This is a genomic window from Rouxiella sp. WC2420 (assembly GCF_041200025.1).
Lineage (GTDB): Bacteria > Pseudomonadota > Gammaproteobacteria > Enterobacterales > Enterobacteriaceae > Rouxiella.
The window spans coordinates 3,863,512-3,882,857 of record NZ_CP165628.1 but is presented as its reverse complement, the minus strand read 5'-3'; the positions used below and the strand labels follow the sequence as shown (position 1 = coordinate 3,882,857).

Genomic DNA, 19,346 nt, shown 5'->3' with positions numbered 1-19,346 from the left:
AAAATTTTCCGATCAATAACAGAGCTTTTAATTACTTTAGTCCTTCATTATCAACTTGTACAAGATAATTGTGTTTGTACAAGTTGAGATTGTTAACTTTGCTTAAATTTCGCTAAAAATTTAATCCATTTGTGGTTGTCTCAATTTAGGGATATATTCTCGTAATTGGGATTTTTGGTTAAGGTCATACCAATGAACGATGAGCAAAAATTGGCGCAAAGGCTTTCGGCACTCCGCGTTGCCCAAGACTGGTCGCTGGAAATGCTGGCTGAAAAGACGGGAATCAGCCGCGCCACGCTGTCACGTATCGAGCGAGCGGAGACTAGCCCAACAGCCGCTCTATTGGGAAAGCTTAGCGCGGCTTATGGTTTACCCACTTCAAGATTGCTAATGGATTTAGAAGATAATCCGGCTGAACTGATACGCCACGGGCATCAGTCTGTATGGCGCGACACCCGCACCGGTTTCGAGCGGCGGGCCATTTCTCCGCCTGCAAGGGATTTTCAGGCCGAATTTATGTCGGGTCGACTAAAGGCGGGGGCCAGAATTCACTACGATGCACCGCCGGTGTTCGGCCTTGAGCAGCATGTCTGGCTTATTTCGGGAGTGTTGGAACTTACGCTTGACCAGCAGCAGTATCGTCTGGAGGCCGGGGACTGTCTGCGCTTTCATCTTTTTGGCAGTTCAACCTTTTATGTACCGGGACCGGAAGATGCCCATTACAGCATTGTGATTTGTCGTCCCTGATAACAAGGAATTAAAACGTGATAACGATCAGTGAATTGAAAAATGAGCCGCACTCGCAGGACTTTTCACAGGCAGATTTGCTCAGCCTTAGCGACACGCTAGAAGCCTGCGTGAAATTGGGCGCCAGCGTAGGCTTTATTCTACCGTTTGGTCAGGCCGAGGCTTTGGCATTTTGGCATAAACTTTTGCCAGCCTTTGCTGCCGGTGAAAGGCGCATTCTGGTAGCACGTCTTCATGGACGAATTGTAGGCACAGTGCAGTTAGTGGTCGATATGCCCGGCAACGGCCAGCATCGCGCCGACGTAGTTAAGTTGCTGGTGCATCCCGATGCCAGAAGGCAGGGAGTCGCGTGCAGGCTGATGCAAACAGCCGAAAAGCTGGCCCGCAGCCTGAATAAAACCTTGTTAGTGCTCGATACAGTTACTGACAGCGATGCTCAAACTTTGTATCAATCACTGGGCTACGAGTTATGCGGCACGATTCCGGGATATGCGCTTTCAACGGAAGGGATTTATGAGAGTACGAGTGTGATGTATAAATCTATAAGAGTGCAGGATTAGATTTGGAATCTGAGGATAATGTTTTTAATTTTAAATTTGTTATTAAATTCAAATTATTAAGTTCAAGTTCAAGTTCAAGTTCATGCGCTTCGCTTACTGGGCTGCGGCCCAGACGCGCCTCAAAGGTGGCCCTGGGCCGCCACCCTTGAGAATCCCGGGCCCTTTTCCCTCGCGACCAGATCAGTGCAAAAAAAGGAGATCGTTTCAGTTACCCCCGCGCGTGGCGTTGGCCACGGCCCTGCGGGCTGCCTTCACTCAGTCGGGAGCCAAAAACGTCTCCCTTTCCTTCGCTCAGCGTAGGCCTGAGGCCGCCAATAGCAGTTAAAAAGAAAAACCGGCAACTCTACGGCGGTCAAAAGCCGATCTCAGAAAGATAGATCTCTTAGGTTTGTTCAAGACTAAATATAACTTTGGATTTCGTTTCTGAATTAATAAAACCGATATTCACAGAATGTCACCTTCAAAAGAAAGTTTTTGTCAGAAGAAAGGCCTTTTGACCTCAGCTTAGGTTGCCGATTTTTCTTTAATAGCCCTGATTGGCGGTCTCGGGGCGACGCTGAGGGAGGGAGAAAGACGTTTTTGGCTTTCGAACGAACGAGGGGACCGCGCAGCGGCGCGACCAACGCCACAAACGGGAGTCACTGAAACGAACTCATCGTCTGGTGCCGTACAGACAAGCAACACCAAGGGGGCGCGGAGATGCAAGAGGGCTCGCCCTGGAGACCTCTTGCCCGGTTCCGGCACTGCCGGTTAAATGCTCATTGAATTTAGTGAACCGGAAAAACTCCTCGGAGTTTATCGGCCGTAAAAAGCCCGTGCGCAGCATCTAAAGCCCGTGCGCAGCACCCAAAACGCGGAGATGCAAGAGGGCTCGCCCTGGAGACCTCTTGCCCGGTTCCGGCGCGGCTGGTTAAATGACCATTGAAATGAGTGAACCGGAAAAACTCCTCAGAGTTTATCGGCCTTAAAAGTTGATCGCGACCAAAGCCACACTTGATGCTGCGCACGGCCTTTAGCTTAACTTCAAATTCAACTTCAACTTCAACTTCAACTTCATGCGCTTCGCTTACTGGGCTGCGGCCCAGACGCGCCTCAAAGGTGGCACTGGGCCGCCACCCTTGAGAATCCCGGGCCCTTTTCCCTCGCGACCAGATCAGTGGAAAAAAAAGGAGATCGTTTCAGTTACCCCCGCGCGTGGCGTTGGCCACGGCCCTGCTGGCTGCCTTCACTCAGTCGGGAGCCAAAAGCGTCTCCCTTTCCTTCGCTCAGCGTAGGCCCGAGGCCGCCAATAGCAGCTAAAAAGAAAAACCGGCAACTCCACGGCGGTCAAAAGCCGATCTCACAAAGATAGGTCTCTTAGGTTTGTTCGAGACTAAATATAACTTTTGATTTCGTTTCTGAATTAATAAAACCGATGTTCGCAGAATGTCACCTTCAAAAGAAAATTTTTGCCAGAAGAAAGGTCTTTTGATCTCAGCTTAGGTTGCCGGTTTTTCTTAGATAGACCGAATTGGCGGTCTCGGGGCGGCGCTGAGCGAGGGAGAAAGACGTTTTTGGCTTTCGAACGAACGAGGGGACCGCGCAGCGGCGCGACCAACGCCACACACGGTGGCAACTGAAACAAACTCATCGTCTGGTGCCGTACATGTAAACAACACTAAAAGGCACGGGATTCCAAAGGGTATTTGCTCTGGAATACCCTTTGGGCGTGTCTGGGGCGCAACCCAGTAAGCGAAGCGCATGAACTTGAACTTGAATTTAAGAACTTGAACTTAAGCCATGCGCAGCATTAAACAAGGCAAGCCGCCGGTTATATGCCCATTGTATTTTTCGAACCGGAAAAACTTCTCAGTGCTTATTGACCTTAAGAAGTTGACCTCAAATTGCCTTTAGATTCCACATCTAAACCAACCCCACGGCGCGTATAGGGCGCAACCCAGTAAGCAAAGCGCATGTTCTACTTATCGAAGTTATTATCCATTCCCCTATATTTTAAATCCTTACCATTCAGTTCAGTGCATACATCTTCTGCATTAATATTATGTGAGTACCCAGCACCATACATTGCCTTTGAATAATTCATTATTTTTTCTTTAGTTTTACGTTCGTTATTAATTCGCTTTAACTGTATCTCTGAGGTGATTATGGCCTTGATATTGTTTAGTGTGCTGATTTTTTCTTCAATTGTATGTAATCCATCAGGCAGCAGGTTTTGGTTAAGTAGTAATGTTCTCATTCTATTAGTGATCAAATTTCTCTGGATTCGTGACAAGCAATAAGTATTATTTATCCTATTTATTAATTGATTAATGTTTATATTTTCTTTTTTCACTAATTCATTAATACTTGCTATTCTTATATTACACTCACTAAATTTAGTTACTTTATCTAGATTGCTAGAAATCTGTTCCTGCAAAGCAAATATGTTTCTATTGCTACTTGTTAGTTGATTGACAAGTGTACTAACCTCAGTCTCCAGTTTTTTGATTTCACTGCGGTTTTCAAGATAAACCTCTGGCAGTCTTCTCCCCGACATACTATTACAATATGGTTTCATATCATTATGTATTTCTTTGATTCTAGGGAATAAGTTTTGAATTAGCTTTTCCTCCAATATGGTCAGATTAATTGGAGCAAGCAAAGAGGGGGTTTTTAATTTATGACAATTATGATAAAGAATTTCTTCCTGCATTGTTGCATTATTAACTCCTGAAGATGAGACGGCATTATTACTTTTCAGTATGACTTGAGCATTATTATAAACAAGAGAAATAGAAGATAAAAAACCAATTAATTTAACTACATTTTGTGAAAGAGTTGCCATAGTTCCGTTTAAGGTAGGGCTAAAAAATATTTTCATGTATTCTTCGTCTGTTAATTAAAATCAGTGCGGGAATGCTGGGCGTTAGTGCAAGGATAGGGTAAAGGAAATTACAACCTTAAACCATCGGCTAAATAACACCGTTCAACATTGATCACATTTTTAGACTTTATTAAAGGTTATGTCGAAAATATCCTACAAATTTGAGAGGGTAAGGGTAACCGGTTTTTATATGGCAGAGGGAGTCTGTCGTAATATCATAAAAAGTTATGGGCGAAGCACATGAAGTTGAAGTCATGAAATTGAAATCATAAAGTTAAGCCAGGTGCAGCACCCTAATCACTACACAGTCACTACACAGTCACTACACAGTCACTACACAGTCACTACACAGTCACTACACAGTCACTACACAGTATAATGGTTTGGAATCTAAAAATTGCCTTTAGATTCCAAATTGAAATTACAAAACCTTGATGCAGGTTACTTCCCATTCCACGCTTTTAAAGCGTCGTCTCTGACTTTCAGCTTTTGCTCAGGCGTTAGCTGGTTGTAATTCGGGGCCAGGCCACTTTCCCAGTCGCCGTAATACGGGTTTGGCAGCACGATAAATTGAGTGCCAAACAGGTTATGGTTGCTGGCGACAAAGTTGCGGCGCTCGGCATTGCCTTTGTGATAAGTGGCAGCGCCAAAGTCATTGAGATTATCGCCAATGTACAACACGATGTTGTAACCCTCGTTTTTAATCTCATCAAATCGAGCCTGTTTATTTGAGGTCGCGGTGTTTAAACGCAGCGTTTTTTCGGTCACGTTCGGGAAACCGAGGCGTTGAAGATTAGCGACTGTCGCAGCGTAGTCATTCTGAGCGCGGTTAGAAACATAGAACATCGTGCCGCCATGGCTATCCACATATTGGGCAAAACTAACGGCACCTGGGATGGCTTTTGCCTGTTCCGCATGAGTCCATCGTGACCAACTTTTATCATCAAACGGCTTATTGGCCTTGACCTGCCACGCACTGTAGGCGCTGTTGTCGATCATGGTTTCATCCAGGTCAACCACGACGGCTTTTTGTTTACCGGTCAGAGACTGTGCTTTGTCAAAGGCGTAGGTTGCGGTGGTAAATGCCTGATAGGCCAGAGCCTGATATTCACCCGACTGCTGGAACCAGTTTAGCGCCATTACCGACTGATCGTTTAATTGTGCGTTGGCGTCTGATTTTGTTTGCTGTGCACAACCGGTCAGTGCCAGAAAAACCAGGGCACTCGTGCCGTACAGCGAGGCTTTCTTCATCATTATCGTTATCATCCTGTGATGGGGAAATTAAGAAGTTTGTTGCTCCCAGGCGTGGGTCAGAAAAACTTTAGCAGATTCAGCGGGCTGGAAAAGTACTTACGAACAGATTTTTGACGTGGATAAGCTTTTCATATGACAAAAAAAGCCGGGGGATGAGCCCGGCGAAGGTAAAATGAAATGATATTGATGCAAGGTCTTATTATTAGAACTGGTAAACCAGGCCTACGGCAACCACGTCGTCATTATTTAGGCCCAATTTATTATCGTTGCTAAGACGGTTGATTTTATAATCAACAAAAGTTGACATGTTCTTGTTGAAATAATAGGTCGTGCCCACGTCAATATATTTAATCAGGTCGGCATCGCCCACGCCTTCAATATCTTTTGCCTTGGTCTGAACATAGCCAAGAGAAGGGCGCAGACCCCAGTCAAACTGATATTGTGCAACGGCTTCGAAGGTCTGAGTTTTATCAGCATAACCACTGACTGCGGAATTAGTCAGGCTCGATACGCCAGCTGGAACAGAAATTCCCACCATACGTTCGGTCTGAGCATAGATAGCCGCTAAATAAACGCCGTTATTGTCATATTTCAGGCCGGCATTCCAGGCGTTGGCTTTGTCACCTTTTCCCAGAGTAGAATTAGCTTGCGTATTGGTGCGATCGGAAGAGGTATACGCACCCCCCGCGCTGATACCTGCACCGATATCATAGGTTGCAGAAACTGCGTATCCATCGCCATTAGAGGTTGAAGCAGTACGCGAGCTGCTGTCATCATTTTTGCCCTGATATTGCAGAGCCAGGTTCAGCCCGTCAATCAGGCCAAAAAAGTTGCGGTTGCGGTAAGTCGCCATGCCGTTGCCGCGCCCCGTCATAAAGCGGTCGGCTTTGGTATAACCATCACCACCAAATTCCGGGAACATATCGGTCCAGCCTGCCACGTCGTAGAGCACGCCGTAATTACGGCCATAGTCGAAAGAACCGTATTGGCTAAATTTCAAACCAGCGAAACCGATTCGTGTTTTGGTGCCAGTGCTGGTTCCCTGTGCCTCAGAAACGTTATCTGCAACCTGATATTCCCATTGGCCATATCCGGTCATCAGATCGTTTATTTTTGTTTGGCCTTTAAATCCAAAACGTACATAACTCTGATCGCCGTCACTGCTGCTGGCATCAGAAAAATAATGTTCGGCCTTCACTTTCCCATAAAAGTCGAGTTTATTTCCGTCTTTATTATAAATTTCTGCTGCGTGTGCGCCTGAGGCAATTAATAATGATGGGATTAATATTGCCAAAATATTACGTTTCATTTTCAACCCTGTTTTGGTAACAACAATTTTAATTAAAGGACGCTAGTCATCATCAATGCTGTTATTTCCATCTATGAGTGGAAGTTTTTACAGCGAGAGTTTTTTACCTTATTAATGTGATCAATTTATGACATTGAAATAGGAAGGTGCTTTTTTAACTCAATGATTTTAATAAGCTAGCTAATAATGGCGGTAGCTATTTAATTTGCGGCTGACGTAGGCGGGCGAGTGTGGGACAATAGCGAGAACCTATGAAAATGATAAGAGATGCATGGCGCTGTCCTCCGCAGTAAAAGATCAGATAAGCCAGTGGTACAAAGCCCTGCAGCAGCAAATCCCGGATTTTATCTCCCGTGCCCCTCAGCGTCAGATGATTGCCGAGGTCGCAAAGGCATTTACCAGTGATTCAGCCCGACACCTCGCTATCGAGGCGCCCACTGGCGTAGGGAAAACCCTGTCGTATCTCATTCCCGGAATTGCCGTCAGCCGGGCAGAAGAAAAGCCTTTGGTGGTCAGCACCGCCAACGTTGCGCTTCAGGATCAGATCTTCAGTAAAGATCTGCCGCTGCTTAAGAAAATCATCCCCGACCTCAAATTTACCGGGGCGTTTGGCCGTGGGCGCTATGTTTGCCCGCGCAACTTGTCGATGATGAGCACTGAAAATGCGCAGGGCGATCTCGGCCTGTTTTTAGGCGATGAACTCGCACCCTCCAGCGGCGAAGAGCAGCAGTTCTGTTCAACGCTTGAGAAGGCGCTAAGTCGCTATGAGTGGGACGGGCTGCGCGACCATTATAAACAAACGATTCAGGACCCGCTTTGGCAAAAACTCAGCACGGATAAAGCCAACTGCTTGGGGAGAAACTGTCATTATTTCCGAGAATGCCCGTATTTTGTGGCGCGCAAAGAGATTGAAAGTGCTGATGTGGTGGTGACCAACCACGCGCTGGTGATGGCTGCGCTGGAGTCTGAATCAGTATTACCCAATGCCAAAGACTTACTATTGGTGCTCGACGAGGGCCATCATTTGCCCGACGTGGCGCGCGATGCTCTTGAGGTCGATGCCGAAATCACGGCGGTGTGGAACCATTTGCAACTGGACAATTTTGTCCGCCAGTTTGAGCAATGCCTGGCGCTGTTCACGCCAAAGAATCCGCCACCGTTGGCTAATGCCGAGCGCCTGCATAACCATACCGCCGAAATGCGCGAACTGTTGCAGTTGATTGAGCAGCAGGTTAATCAGTTTTTACCGCCCGACGAGCCAGAGGCTGAATATCGTTTCGAAATGGGCATTTTGCCCGCAGATCTCACCGAGCTTTGCGCCCGCCAGTTCAAGCTCACGGATGCATTGCGCGGTTTAGCCGAATTTATGCTTAACGATCTCAGTGAAAAAACCGGCAAGCATGATGTGTTGCGCCTGCATCGTGCCATTTTGCAGATGAGTCGAATGCTCGGTTATCTGGAAACCATGACCAAACTTTGGCGTCTGGCGGCGTTAGATAAAGCCTCCAATGCGCCGATTGGCAAATGGGTGACGCGCGAATATTTCGATAATCAGAGCCATCTGGTGTTTCACTGTGTCGGGATCCGCGTCAGCGAACAGCTGGAGAAAATGCTATGGCGAAAAGTGCCGCACGTGGTGATGACCTCGGCAACGCTGCGTTCATTGAATAGTTTTTCACGTATTCAGGAGATGAGCGGCCTCAATGAAAGGGCGGGTGACGTGTTTATCAGCCTCGATTCGCCGTTCAATCACGTCGAGCAGGGAAAGATTGTTATTCCGCAGATGCGCAGCGAGCCGTTAATGGCCAACGAAGCGCAGCATATTCAGGAAATGAGCGATTTCTTCCGCGCTGAACTGGCAACAGAAAAACATCGCGGCATGCTGGTACTGTTTGCCAGTAATCGCGCACTGCAGCAATTTGTCGAGCTGATGCCGGATCTGCGATTAACCTTGCTGGTGCAAGGCGATCAGCCGCGCTATCGACTGGTTGAAGAGCACCGTCAGCGCGTCGAGGCCGGAAAGGTCAGCGTCCTTATTGGCTTGCAGTCCTTTGCCGAAGGGTTGGATCTCAAAGGTGACCTGCTCACGCAGGTGCATATCCACAAGATTGCTTTCCCGCCTATCGACAGTCCGGTGATCCTCACCGAAGGCGAGTGGTTAAAAACGCTGAAACGCTACCCTTTTGAAGTGCAGAGCTTGCCTAGCGCCTCGTTCAATCTGATCCAGCAAGTAGGGCGATTGATCCGCAGTCATGAGTGTCGCGGTGAAATCGTGATTTATGACCGCCGTTTGATCACCAAAAACTATGGTTCTCGACTACTGGCCGCGCTGCCGGTTTTCCCTATCGAACAGCGCGAAATGCCAGAGCCTGGTTTCGGAAAATATATTCCGTTAACCAAAACCAAAGTGGTCAAAGCGCGTCGTAAACGTTAGTCCTGCTTTCCTTATCTGCGATGTAACGGCAAGGTTTCTCCCCGCCATTGGCTGAGTTATGCTGGTGTTATTCGCAGGTGAGGAAAGAACAATGGATTTCACAAAAGTTATTAAAGAAGTCGGACGCGGTAAAAATCATGCCCGCGATCTCGACAGGGAACAGGCTTTAGAGCTGTACCGTTTAATGTTGGCAGGTGAAGTGCCTGATTTGCAGCTCGGTGGTTTGTTAATTGCCTTTCGTATCAAGGGCGAAGCAGAGCAGGAGATGCTGGGCTTTTACCAGGCAATGGAAGAGCAGACTCTCAGGCTGCAAGCGCCCGCCGAGCGCCCGATGCCGGTGGTCATTCCCAGCTATAATGGCGCGCGTAAGCAGGCTAACCTGACCCCGCTGCTGGCAATTTTGCTGCACCGGCTTGGTTTGCCGGTGATTGTTCACGGTGTGACTTCAGATCCGGGCCGCATCACTAGTTATGAAATTTTCCAGGCATTGGGTATTAAAGCCGCTGATTGCGCCGAGCAAGCGCAGGCCATGCTCAATGAAGGTCGCGGTCCGGTGTTTATCCCGGTTTCGATACTTTGCCCACCGATCGACCAGCAGTTACAGCTACGCTGGCAGATGGGGGTGCGGAACAGCAGCCATACCCTTGCCAAGCTGGCAACGCCGTTTATTGATCAACCTGCGCTGAGATTGGCCAGTGTCTCTCATCCTGAATATATCCAGCGAGTATCCTCTTTCTTCCAAGACGTTGGCGGGCTCGCTCTGCTCTCGCAGGGAACTGAGGGCGAAGTGTACGCTAACCCGCTACGCAGCGCGCCAGTTCATCTTATTGGTCACGGTGAACAGAAAATCTTGCTCGAACGGCAGGAGTTCAGTGCGCAAAATCTGCCAGCTGCCAAAGATGCACAAACCACCGCAGATTGGATTCAAGACTGTCTTGAAGCAAAAGTCGCCGTCCCACAGGCCATTTTGCATCAGCTCGCCTGTTGTCTGGTTGCTACCGAACTTGCGCCAGATATGGCAGAAGCCCTCATGCTGGTCGAGCAGCTTTTTTAGCGGCTGGACTGTCGACAGACATTAGGTCTGAACTTACACTCTAAGCATAATTTCTTTTACTTTCAGCCAAGAAGGACGCTATGAAACAGTCACAGGAATATTTCACCGCACTGAATCACGACTATCTGAAGGTACACAAAACGAAAGAAGAGCTGTTCTGGCAGAACTATATGGGCACCGGAGACCACGATGTTTCCGATAGATTTTCCAATGCTGAAACGGTTTTTAAACGTTTTATTTCCAATCCGGCTCGATTGGCAGAACTGCGTGATCATATTGCAACCGTTGAGGCTGAGCCAAAAAGCGAGGCACAGCAACAATTGCTGACCGGCCTGCGTGGCTGGTATCGCTTTTTTGACTGCAATGCGATTGAAGATCCGCAAGCTCAGGCGCTGCTCGAAGAGATAATTCAGGCAGAGTCGACGCTTTACGGCAAACGCAAGCTGCACAAACTGATGCACACCAACAGCAAGGGCGAGCTGGTCAATGCCTCACTCGGCGAGCTGCTGACCAATCAGGCCACCAATGAAAACGAAGAGTATCGTCGCAGTTCGCAAATCGCCCTGCGTGAGTTAGAGCAGTGGCTGCTCGTTAACGGTTTTCCTGAACTTATCGCCCTGCGTAACCGCTTTGCGCGCCAGCAGGGGTATCGCAACTACTTTGATTACAAAGTAAATAAAACCGAGCAGATGAGCCCCGAGCAACTGTTTGCCATCCTCGACCGTTTTGAGGAGCAGACTCGCGAAGCCAACGTGCGCAGCTTGAATGAGCTGGTGGATCGTGCAGGCGACGGCGCGCTGATGCCATGGAATATTCGCTATGCCAGTGCTGGAGATGTCACACGTCAGCTGGACCCCTATTTTCCGTTTGCTGACTCGCTAAGCCGCTGGATCAACAGCTTTAAGCGCCTGCACATTGGATTCAACGGGGCAGAAATGCAGCTCGATTTGCTGGTGCGCGAAGGTAAATACGAGAATGGTTTTATGCATGGACCGGTACCGCCGTTTGTCGATCAGGGCAAATGGGTTCCGGCGGTGATTAACTTTACCAGCCTCGCGAAACCGGATCAGGTGGGCAGTGGCGCAACGGGTTTAGCGACCTTGTTCCATGAGGGCGGCCATGCTGCACATTTCGCCAACATTCGTCAAAATGCGCCTTGTTTCTCGATGGAGTTCCCTCCGACTTCAATGGCTTATGCGGAAACACAGTCGATGTTTTGCGATAGCCTGCTTGACGATGCCGATTGGTTGAAACGCTATGCCAAAAATGAGCAGGGTGAGTCGGTGCCGGATGCGCTGATTCAGGAAAGCATTGCGGCGCGCCAGCCGATGCGGGCATTCAACGAACGCCATATTCTGCTGATGCCGTATTTTGAATGGCAGCTTTATCAATGGCCTGAAGAGAAATGTACGCCTGAAGCTATCACTGCATTGGCTCGTGATGTTGAAACCCATATTCTTGGTGTTGCAGGCAGCCCAAGGCCGACGCTGGCGGTGCCACATTTGCTGTCGCTAGAATCTGCCTGTTCTTATCAGGGCTATTTATTGGCACTGATGGCGGTGGAGCAAACTCGTGCCTTCTTCCTTAAGCGTGATGGTTATCTGACTGACAATGCGGCGATTGGACCGGATCTGGCAAAACATTATTGGACGCCGGGTAACAGCGTGAGTCACGACGAAACGCTGCGTAGCTTGACTGGCGAAGGATTTAATCCTGATTATTTGGCCGAGGCCTGCAACCAGACGGTTGAAAGTGCGTGGCAGGACGCTCAGGAGGTCATTGCTCAGGCCGCTACTCGTGAGCAAACGGCAGCTGATTTTGATCTCAACGTGCATATTAAAGTGGTAGACGGCAAACGCGTGCTGGCTGATAACGCCGAAGGCGATGATGCAATGTGCCAAGACTTCGCTGATTTTGTCGAGCAAACCTATTTACGTCGATAAGTTATAACGTCGATACTAAATGACATCGATAAAATATGGACTAAATAACGGTTAACATGATATCTCCCCTCTTATCGGTAACGCGATAAGAGGTTTTTTTGTACTTATCCCGGCTTAAAATCTTTTCCAATCTCACTTTTCTTACATAGAAACTCATAATTAGCCTTAAACCTCATTATTGATTTTGTGATACTTGCTGATTGGTATGCTTTTAACTCCAATGCTAATTTTTATCCAGCCCGATTCGGTCCTTGATTATTTCGAAGAGGCCGCAGGTTCTGAATTTTAACAATTAACCAGTGGAGTAGTAAATGAACGTACCGGAAACAGCATATGGTATGAGAATTGACAAGGTTGCGGATGTGAAACTTGTCAGTGACTTTAAAATAGAGTTTCTCGATAGAAGCACGGCACAAGTCGCTAGCATCCATGCCAACAAGAGTAACCAAGTAGGCATTAAGCTGAGTCTTAATATTTTTATTGGTGATGACAATAAACAGCCTGCCAACATTACAGAAAAGGAGTTATTGCACTGCCTGAGCTTGTATGATGTCGCCAGTGATAAGGAACTCTTGTTTAAATCTCATGATGATTCTGGATTGAGTTATACCAATGATAAAAACTCCTACAGTAAAGCGGTAGATTATTCAGGTTTGCAGGTTTACCAAGGTAATGATCCAACTGCTGAAGAGTTGAAATATACTCACAGTATCGTTTTTTATGTTATGGCTAATGACTTTAAAACTTTCGATATATATGCTCGACTCAGTAATTTAAACGTAAATGTTTATCCAGAATCTTATGTTGATACGAGTGGCAACATTAAAGATTTCCCAAAAGTAACGTTGGCAATTAACGCCATTATAGCTATTGATTACAGTGATAAGAACATGTGGCAGATGCCCACTGAAGACAAACACTGGATCGATACGGATCAAATGCCAATTAAATGGTTGGCGATGAGTAGTGGAACCGATTACGCATCGTGCTCTTATGCCTCATCATTAATTGAAAGTGCGAAGTATCATACTGATAACCGTTATGAAATTGTAGATTTTAAAGTAACTGGAGAATCAGTCCCTTCTATGTCTGGGCAATGCAGTGCTCTGATTGGCTGGACAGGATCGTCAAATTATGACATTTACGGTTGTTGGGTTGAGCCTAAATTAACAGCGCCAGGTGCTCAAACAAGAGCAATTGGTTATGAGGGTCATAATGTTATTAATACTTCTGGTCATCTGGGTGTAAGTACATCTTATTGGATTGATACCACAAATAATGAATTTATCAGTAATCAGTATCTAAATGGCTGTGATAAAAAAGGCATTACTATATATTTCTTTAACATTAAAGTTCATGTTGGTGATGCGTATAAATCCTACTGGGATGATGAAATTTATAAAGCCTCAGTCACGGTGACGGATGCTTTTGGCAACTCTGGCGTCGTAGATATTTGCTTCGAGAACGAAAATTATAAATATTATATTTCTTGAGGTAGATGTGAATTTTCAAGTGTTTATATTCCTAAGCGTTTCCTTGGGATATTAACATTAATTCTGTAAAAACTTCCTTAAACTGGTTTTTTAGATCCATGTGTTTTATTGAGGTCATATAACACACTTAAAAATGAGTGAGCGGATTTAGTTATCAAATTTATGGTTATTATAACGATGTTCGTATTGAATTTTACTCACAAATATGTAAACGAGGAGAATTAACATGGATGATCAAAAAACGCTTTTTGGTTCAAAAGTTCACAGCATTTCAGATGTAACATTTGTTAGTGATTTCAAAATAGAGTTCCTGGACAGAACTGCAGCACAGGTGGCGACTATTCATGCTAATAAGCAAAATCAAGTAGGTGTAAAAATAAGTCTTAATATGTTTGTTGGGGACTCGAATAAATAGCCGGCTAATTTTGCACCCGAAGAGTTATTGCACTGTTTATGCTTGTATGACGTAGCAAGTGGCAAAGAATTGCTGTTTAAAGCCTATGATAATTCAAGCTTGAGTTATACCGATGTTAAGACAAAATATTGTAAAGCAGTAAATTATACTGATTCACATGTTTAGTGACAAAAGTCTGTGGGAAGTACCTACTAATTTGAACTGGATTGATCACAATTCGCTTGATTTTCATTGGGACTCAGGTTCTACACGAACTAGCATCGCTCCTTGTACCTATGCTCCAATGCTAATCAGAAGCCAAAAGTATATTAGCGATTCTCGCTATGAATTGGTGGATTTTAAAGTGAAAGGCGAAACCAGTAAAAACCTGAGGGCGAATGCAGTGCCTGGATTGGTTGGAAAGGGAAAGGCTATGATACTTACGGTTGGTGGGTTGAACCTGTAGTGAGAACCCCAGATCCCTCGGCTGACGCAATAGGAACTGATTATCCGATACGTTTAACGACCAATAATTGGACCGGTATCAATACATGGTATACATCTCAGCCTAAAGGGGAAAAGTTAATTAAGTCAAGCCTATTAAAAGGTAAGGATGCACGCGGAATTACTCTCTATGTTTATAATATTCAGCCACGTGAAACTGACTTGGTCAAACGTGATTGGAGCGATAATATTAATAATGCCTATATAACTGTCACTGATGCTTTTGGTAATTCAGGGGAAGTTGTTATTGCTTTTCATGATACAGGCTACACGCCCTATATTGTTTAATATTCGAGAGGTTTTTTTAAGTTTATAGACTGCGATTCCATAATGTTTAAAGGGATGCATCATGGACGACCAAAAAAGTAGATATTAAAAAGCATAACAAGGCTTCTGAAATTAACTTTATTAATAACCTGAAAATAGAATTTCTTGAGAAGACCTATGCCACGAGTGCAGCAATACTCGGCAATAAAAGAAATTAGGTGGCTATCAAGTGTAGCTTTTGGTGACTCCGGGGCGGTTAAAATTCATTTTAAAGGCGAGCATTAAGGAGTTAAAGTTTTCTGAGGGTCGCTGTTTTACGGTCTATAGATAATATAGTTATTTTATTACAATGCCTTCATTTAAAAGTGAGGGCAATAAATTCTGATATACCTGTGGGGATCTTGAATTATGAGTGAAGGGAACACTATATTTACCCAGGCATTTAACTTTGTGAGTGCCGCGCAAGGGCGAGTTGACCCTCGTACCGGGATATTTCTTTTTAATTTCCCACTGGAAAATTTAGCCGGTAATGATAAACGCGGTCCATTCCTTGATATGACCCTGCGTTATTCGCCGATGCTGACTGAAAACCTGTTCGGATTGGGCGTTGGCGTAATTTTGGGGCTTTCATCCTATGACAGTCTAAGTAAAGTGCTGACCTTGAGTACTGGTGAAATGTATAAGGTTGATGAGTTTGCTAAATCTTTGACTATTCGCCAGAATAAACTCGACAATATCAGGATTAAAAAATACACCGAAGGATCAGATACTTTTTATCGTATTGTTCACAAATCTGGGCAATGTGAATACCTGACGACAAACAATGGTGCTTCAACGCTTAATTTACCTCGATTTATAGAGTCGCCACTGGGCAGCCGTTTAAAACTAAAATGGAATGGTCATAATCAATTATTGAGTGTAACGGATGATGATAACATTTGTCTGTGCAAACTAAGTTATCAATCAAATCCAGATAATGTTTCTATAACATTATTTCCGGAGAAAAAAGACAGTGTTGAACTAATGCTTTCTTTTACCACCGCCAGTGGCTCTCAGTATTTGCATAATATCGAAAACACCAGTCTGAAAAATAATTTGAAATGGAGTCTGAATTACAGCTGGGATGACGACAAACTGCGAATGTTTGGCAAGTGCATATTGAAAGAGGTGACTGCTCCCACCGGTCTCACCGAGCAGGCTCTCTATGATCCTCAGGCAATGCGGGTAAACCATCAATTTGGCACCGAATTTGTACCGGCGGTGATTCGGTTAATTACTTCTCCCGGTTACGGCCAGCCTGACATGACGGTTAACTACAGTTATACCGGCAATAACTATTTAGGTGGAACACTGCAGTATGGCCAATTTGATGCCGGTAATGATTATATCTACAGTTTTCCTAACGATTACATCTATGGTTCAATCGAGACGCAAAAAGCACCAGAAGGCCAGCAAGACAAGATAATTCAGCGAACTTATAACAGTTACCATCTTCAAACTATTGAAAAAATTGCCTGTGGTGATTGTATTACTTCGCAAACAACTAAATATTTTCTTAAAGAAAATTTCGACTTTGAGAAGCAGCCTTCTGTACTACAGATGCCGCAAAAAGTGACTAAAGTGTGGCAGAAAGGTGGCGAGCTGAAAGCACCGGAAGTCACCGAGTACGACTACGACAAGGACGCTAAGGGCGATTATTCAAACAGTGGAAATTTAGTTAGTCAGAAAGCCCCTGATGGCACTGTCATCACTCATGTCTACTATTCTTGCGAAGGCGAAGAAGGCTGCCCGGCTGATGCTTTTGGTTTTCGCCGTTATATCAAGAGCACCACAATTACCCCGCCTAAAACCAGTTATGCTGATGAACCCGTTTCATGTACTGAATATCGCTATCAGAAATTTACACCCCTGGCTGGCAGCGCAGTTTCCTACGCGGTGTTGAAAGAGTCTGAAACGCTAAAGATTAACGGGACATCGAAATTTCGCGAGCAATTAATCTATCACACCCAGGCCGGGGTTAATTTTGGTCGTGTAAAAAGCAAACTGCGTACACGATATTCGACCCATGGTAAAACTTTCAGCGTGAAACAAACTCTCTCGATGGAGGCGCAAGGTGAGACGCTGATACAAAGCGTTAAAAACCAGATGCTGAGTGAAGATGGCATTACTCCGTTGTTTACCACTGAAAGTAGCAGCAAACTTTGTCGTCACAGCGGGCATCTATTGTCGGAAACCGACGTGGCAGGCAACACGGTAGCCTACGCCTATGATGCATTAGGCCGCATCCTTTCTCAGACACACCATCCTGATAAACCCGCATATACTTCAACGGAAACTTATAGTTATACGCTTCCCGAGCGTCTTAAAAACCAGCCTGCCAGCACGATTCATACTGATGTTCTTGGCAATAAAATGCGCGTGGATTACGACGGTCTTGGGCGTGAAATCACACAATGGGTGATTGACCGTGATTCAAAAAGTATGGTTTCAGAGCAGTCAGACGCCTGGCAGTTGGTCAGTACCAACCATTACGACAAGTTTGGCGCGGTCTTTAAAGTCACTGGGAGAGACATCCTCAATCCAGGGTCGCAAACGCCACAAATCCTTGAATCAAACCAGGTTGTAACTCAGGATAACTGGGGGCAAAGCTATTCGACTACCGGGCAAGATGGCGTAATCCATTACAACATTACCGATCCGATTGCACTCAGCACGACTAGCTGGAGTAGCAGTCAGAATGGCAGGCAAATGACCGGCAAGCAGGTAACTCATTTCAGCGAAACTCATCATCCGCTGCAAACGGAAATTTTTTTAATTCAAGGAAATCAATATAGTACCCAGTCTCAATCATGGGATGGGGTGGGGAGATTGCGTAAATCCACTGATGCGCTGTTGCGTAGCACTCTCTTTAACTATGACGAAGAGGATCGTGTTATTTCGACTTCTTTGAGCGATGGCTCGAAAATCAGTAAAACCTATGCTCCTTTTTCCACAGGTAAACTGGTGACTCAAATCAGCGTGACGGATAAGAACGGCAAAGAGACTGTTCTCGGCACCCAGAAATTCGACCGTCTCGGGCGTTTGCTAGAAACGACCAGCGGCGGTCGAACCAGTGTAATGACCTATACCCATGCCTGGCAAACTCGCCCAACATCGGTAAAAGGGCCAGATGGTGTCGTCACGCGTACGGTCAGCGATCCTAATTTGGGGGATGCGGTGACTCATCTTTATGCCGGTGAAGGCGCTGGCGCGGTCACGCAATCTTTTGACTATCATCTCCCAACGGCAATGATGACCAAAGCCACGGAAAATAATTCATCAAATCGTTGGTTAACCTATCCTTCAGGTCGTATGAAGTCTGAAATGTCGATTATTCACGGCGGCACAGAAAAATCAGTTGGCTATCAATATTCATTGGCCGGTGCGGTCGAGAAGGATAGCGATATTGAAAATGTTAGCCGACAGCGTAAATTTGGCATTTCGGGGACCTCTACCGGTCAGCTTTTGGAAGTGAGTGACTCAGAACTCAAAGTCACCCCTCATTACGATGAGTTTCAGAGGGTTACTGGCTGGGAAGTCGTAGAAATAAGCAAGAAACACACATTGACTACCTCTTTGACATTTGATGATTTCGGGCGTGAAACGGCGAGAGTTGTGGCGCATAGCAACGGTGAAACTTATCACATCAAGCAGAACTGGAATGTTAATAGCCAGCTGGAGAGCCGCACTCGCCTGCGTGGCAGCGAAGTGTTATGTAACGAAACCTATCTCTACGACTCGCGTAATCGCCTGGTAACTTACAAAGCTGGTCCGCTAGAAGGCCAACTGCCAAAAGATGCCTATGGTAATGCGTTTACTCGCCAGGATTTCACCTTTGACGTATTGGGTAACATCACTACCTGCACCACAATGCTTAAAAATGGCAGTCAAAATGTGGCTACTTATCATTTTGAAAACAGTAAAGATCCTTGTCAGTTGACCTCAGTTACCAACAGTTTGAGTGCGAAGGAATATCCTGCAAAAATCGCGCTGACCTATGATGCTGCAGGTCGTATGATCTTGGATGAAGCGGGCCGAAAACTTTCCTACGATGCATTGGGCCGTTTGCAAAGTGTTGCAGGTGAAAAAGGCAGTGGCCGTTATGGCTACAATGCTCAGAACGTATTGAGCTGGCAAATTGTGGATAAAACCAAGCAGTTACATCGTTTATATTATCGTAGTAACAAATTGGTCAATGAGTGGATGAGCCCTGAAGGGCGGTCGCAAAGTGACACCAAAGATAGTCGTGTGCGTCTGGTTTACGCTGCGGGCAGCAATGTTGCTCAGATTAACCATGAGGGTGATAAGCAAACCACGTCACTTATCGGTACCGACAGTAAAAACTCTATAATGACTGCCAATGAAGAAGGCAAGACTCGCGAGTATCGCTATACCGCTTATGGCACGCAGGCAGCAGAAAAGAAGTAATTATCGGCAAAAGAGAACCGGGCATGTCGCCCGGTTTTTATCACTTATTTAAGTCAC

Annotated in this window: 12 protein-coding genes; 9 read left to right on the top strand and 3 right to left on the bottom strand. The window is 45.8% G+C overall.

What is annotated here, in order from left to right:
• The first annotated feature begins 192 nt into the window (after positions 1-192).
• Positions 193-747, top strand: coding sequence for a helix-turn-helix domain-containing protein (locus AB3G37_RS17940; protein WP_009637682.1), 555 nt, complete (start codon positions 193-195; stop codon positions 745-747).
• A 17-nt stretch (positions 748-764) separates the two neighbouring features.
• On the top strand, positions 765-1,307 hold the full coding sequence (locus tag AB3G37_RS17935; RefSeq protein ID WP_369788673.1) for a GNAT family N-acetyltransferase: 543 nt from the start codon (positions 765-767) through the stop codon (positions 1,305-1,307).
• Positions 1,308-3,264: 1,957 nt separating this feature from the next.
• Here AB3G37_RS17935 and AB3G37_RS17930 read toward each other — a convergent pair.
• The 3 genes from AB3G37_RS17930 to ompC form a co-directional block, all read right to left on the bottom strand.
• Positions 3,265-4,167 carry a hypothetical protein gene (locus AB3G37_RS17930; RefSeq protein WP_369788672.1) on the bottom strand — a complete coding sequence of 301 codons (903 nt, stop codon included), beginning with the start codon at positions 4,165-4,167 and terminating at the stop codon, positions 3,265-3,267.
• Positions 4,168-4,611: 444 nt separating this feature from the next.
• Positions 4,612-5,421: a 5'-nucleotidase, lipoprotein e(P4) family gene (locus AB3G37_RS17925; RefSeq protein WP_369790989.1), complete on the bottom strand. Its 810-nt coding sequence runs from the start codon at positions 5,419-5,421 to the stop codon at positions 4,612-4,614.
• A 205-nt stretch (positions 5,422-5,626) separates the two neighbouring features.
• The gene (gene ompC / locus AB3G37_RS17920; protein ID WP_369788671.1) at positions 5,627-6,733 is read right to left on the bottom strand and encodes a porin OmpC; all 1,107 of its coding nucleotides are present in this window, start codon (positions 6,731-6,733) and stop codon (positions 5,627-5,629) included.
• 271 nt (positions 6,734-7,004) lie between these two features.
• Between ompC and dinG the strand changes: the two genes are divergently transcribed.
• From dinG to AB3G37_RS17885, 7 genes are all read left to right on the top strand, one after another.
• A complete protein-coding gene (dinG, locus tag AB3G37_RS17915) occupies positions 7,005-9,167 on the top strand; it encodes an ATP-dependent DNA helicase DinG (RefSeq protein WP_369788670.1) in 2,163 nt (720 codons plus the stop codon).
• 91 nt (positions 9,168-9,258) lie between these two features.
• The gene (gene ybiB, locus AB3G37_RS17910; RefSeq protein WP_369788669.1) at positions 9,259-10,221 is read left to right on the top strand and encodes a DNA-binding protein YbiB; all 963 of its coding nucleotides are present in this window, start codon (positions 9,259-9,261) and stop codon (positions 10,219-10,221) included.
• Between the two features lie 80 nt (positions 10,222-10,301).
• Complete coding sequence (locus AB3G37_RS17905; RefSeq protein WP_009638215.1) at positions 10,302-12,164, top strand: M3 family metallopeptidase; 1,863 nt, start codon at positions 10,302-10,304, stop codon at positions 12,162-12,164.
• Between the two features lie 311 nt (positions 12,165-12,475).
• A complete protein-coding gene (locus AB3G37_RS17900) occupies positions 12,476-13,657 on the top strand; it encodes a hypothetical protein (protein WP_369788668.1) in 1,182 nt (393 codons plus the stop codon).
• A gap of 226 nt (positions 13,658-13,883) precedes the next feature.
• The gene (locus AB3G37_RS17895; RefSeq protein ID WP_369788667.1) at positions 13,884-14,072 is read left to right on the top strand and encodes a hypothetical protein; all 189 of its coding nucleotides are present in this window, start codon (positions 13,884-13,886) and stop codon (positions 14,070-14,072) included.
• Between the two features lie 444 nt (positions 14,073-14,516).
• Entirely contained in the window at positions 14,517-14,843 is a 327-nt protein-coding gene (locus AB3G37_RS17890; RefSeq protein ID WP_369788666.1) for a hypothetical protein, read from the top strand.
• A 387-nt stretch (positions 14,844-15,230) separates the two neighbouring features.
• Complete coding sequence (locus AB3G37_RS17885) at positions 15,231-19,289, top strand: RHS repeat domain-containing protein (protein ID WP_369788665.1); 4,059 nt, start codon at positions 15,231-15,233, stop codon at positions 19,287-19,289.
• Positions 19,290-19,346 lie beyond the last annotated feature (57 nt).

Coding starts and splice junctions, on each gene's coding strand:
- AB3G37_RS17940 (WP_009637682.1), top strand. CDS start 193: ATGAACGATGAGCAAAAATTGGCGCAAAGGCTTTCGGCACTCCGCGTT.
- AB3G37_RS17930 (WP_369788672.1), bottom strand. CDS start 4,167: ATGAAAATATTTTTTAGCCCTACCTTAAACGGAACTATGGCAACTCTT.
- AB3G37_RS17925 (WP_369790989.1), bottom strand. CDS start 5,421: ATGAAGAAAGCCTCGCTGTACGGCACGAGTGCCCTGGTTTTTCTGGCA.
- ompC (WP_369788671.1), bottom strand. CDS start 6,733: ATGAAACGTAATATTTTGGCAATATTAATCCCATCATTATTAATTGCC.
- dinG (WP_369788670.1), top strand. CDS start 7,005: ATGGCGCTGTCCTCCGCAGTAAAAGATCAGATAAGCCAGTGGTACAAA.
- ybiB (WP_369788669.1), top strand. CDS start 9,259: ATGGATTTCACAAAAGTTATTAAAGAAGTCGGACGCGGTAAAAATCAT.
- AB3G37_RS17905 (WP_009638215.1), top strand. CDS start 10,302: ATGAAACAGTCACAGGAATATTTCACCGCACTGAATCACGACTATCTG.
- AB3G37_RS17900 (WP_369788668.1), top strand. CDS start 12,476: ATGAACGTACCGGAAACAGCATATGGTATGAGAATTGACAAGGTTGCG.
- AB3G37_RS17895 (WP_369788667.1), top strand. CDS start 13,884: ATGGATGATCAAAAAACGCTTTTTGGTTCAAAAGTTCACAGCATTTCA.
- AB3G37_RS17885 (WP_369788665.1), top strand. CDS start 15,231: ATGAGTGAAGGGAACACTATATTTACCCAGGCATTTAACTTTGTGAGT.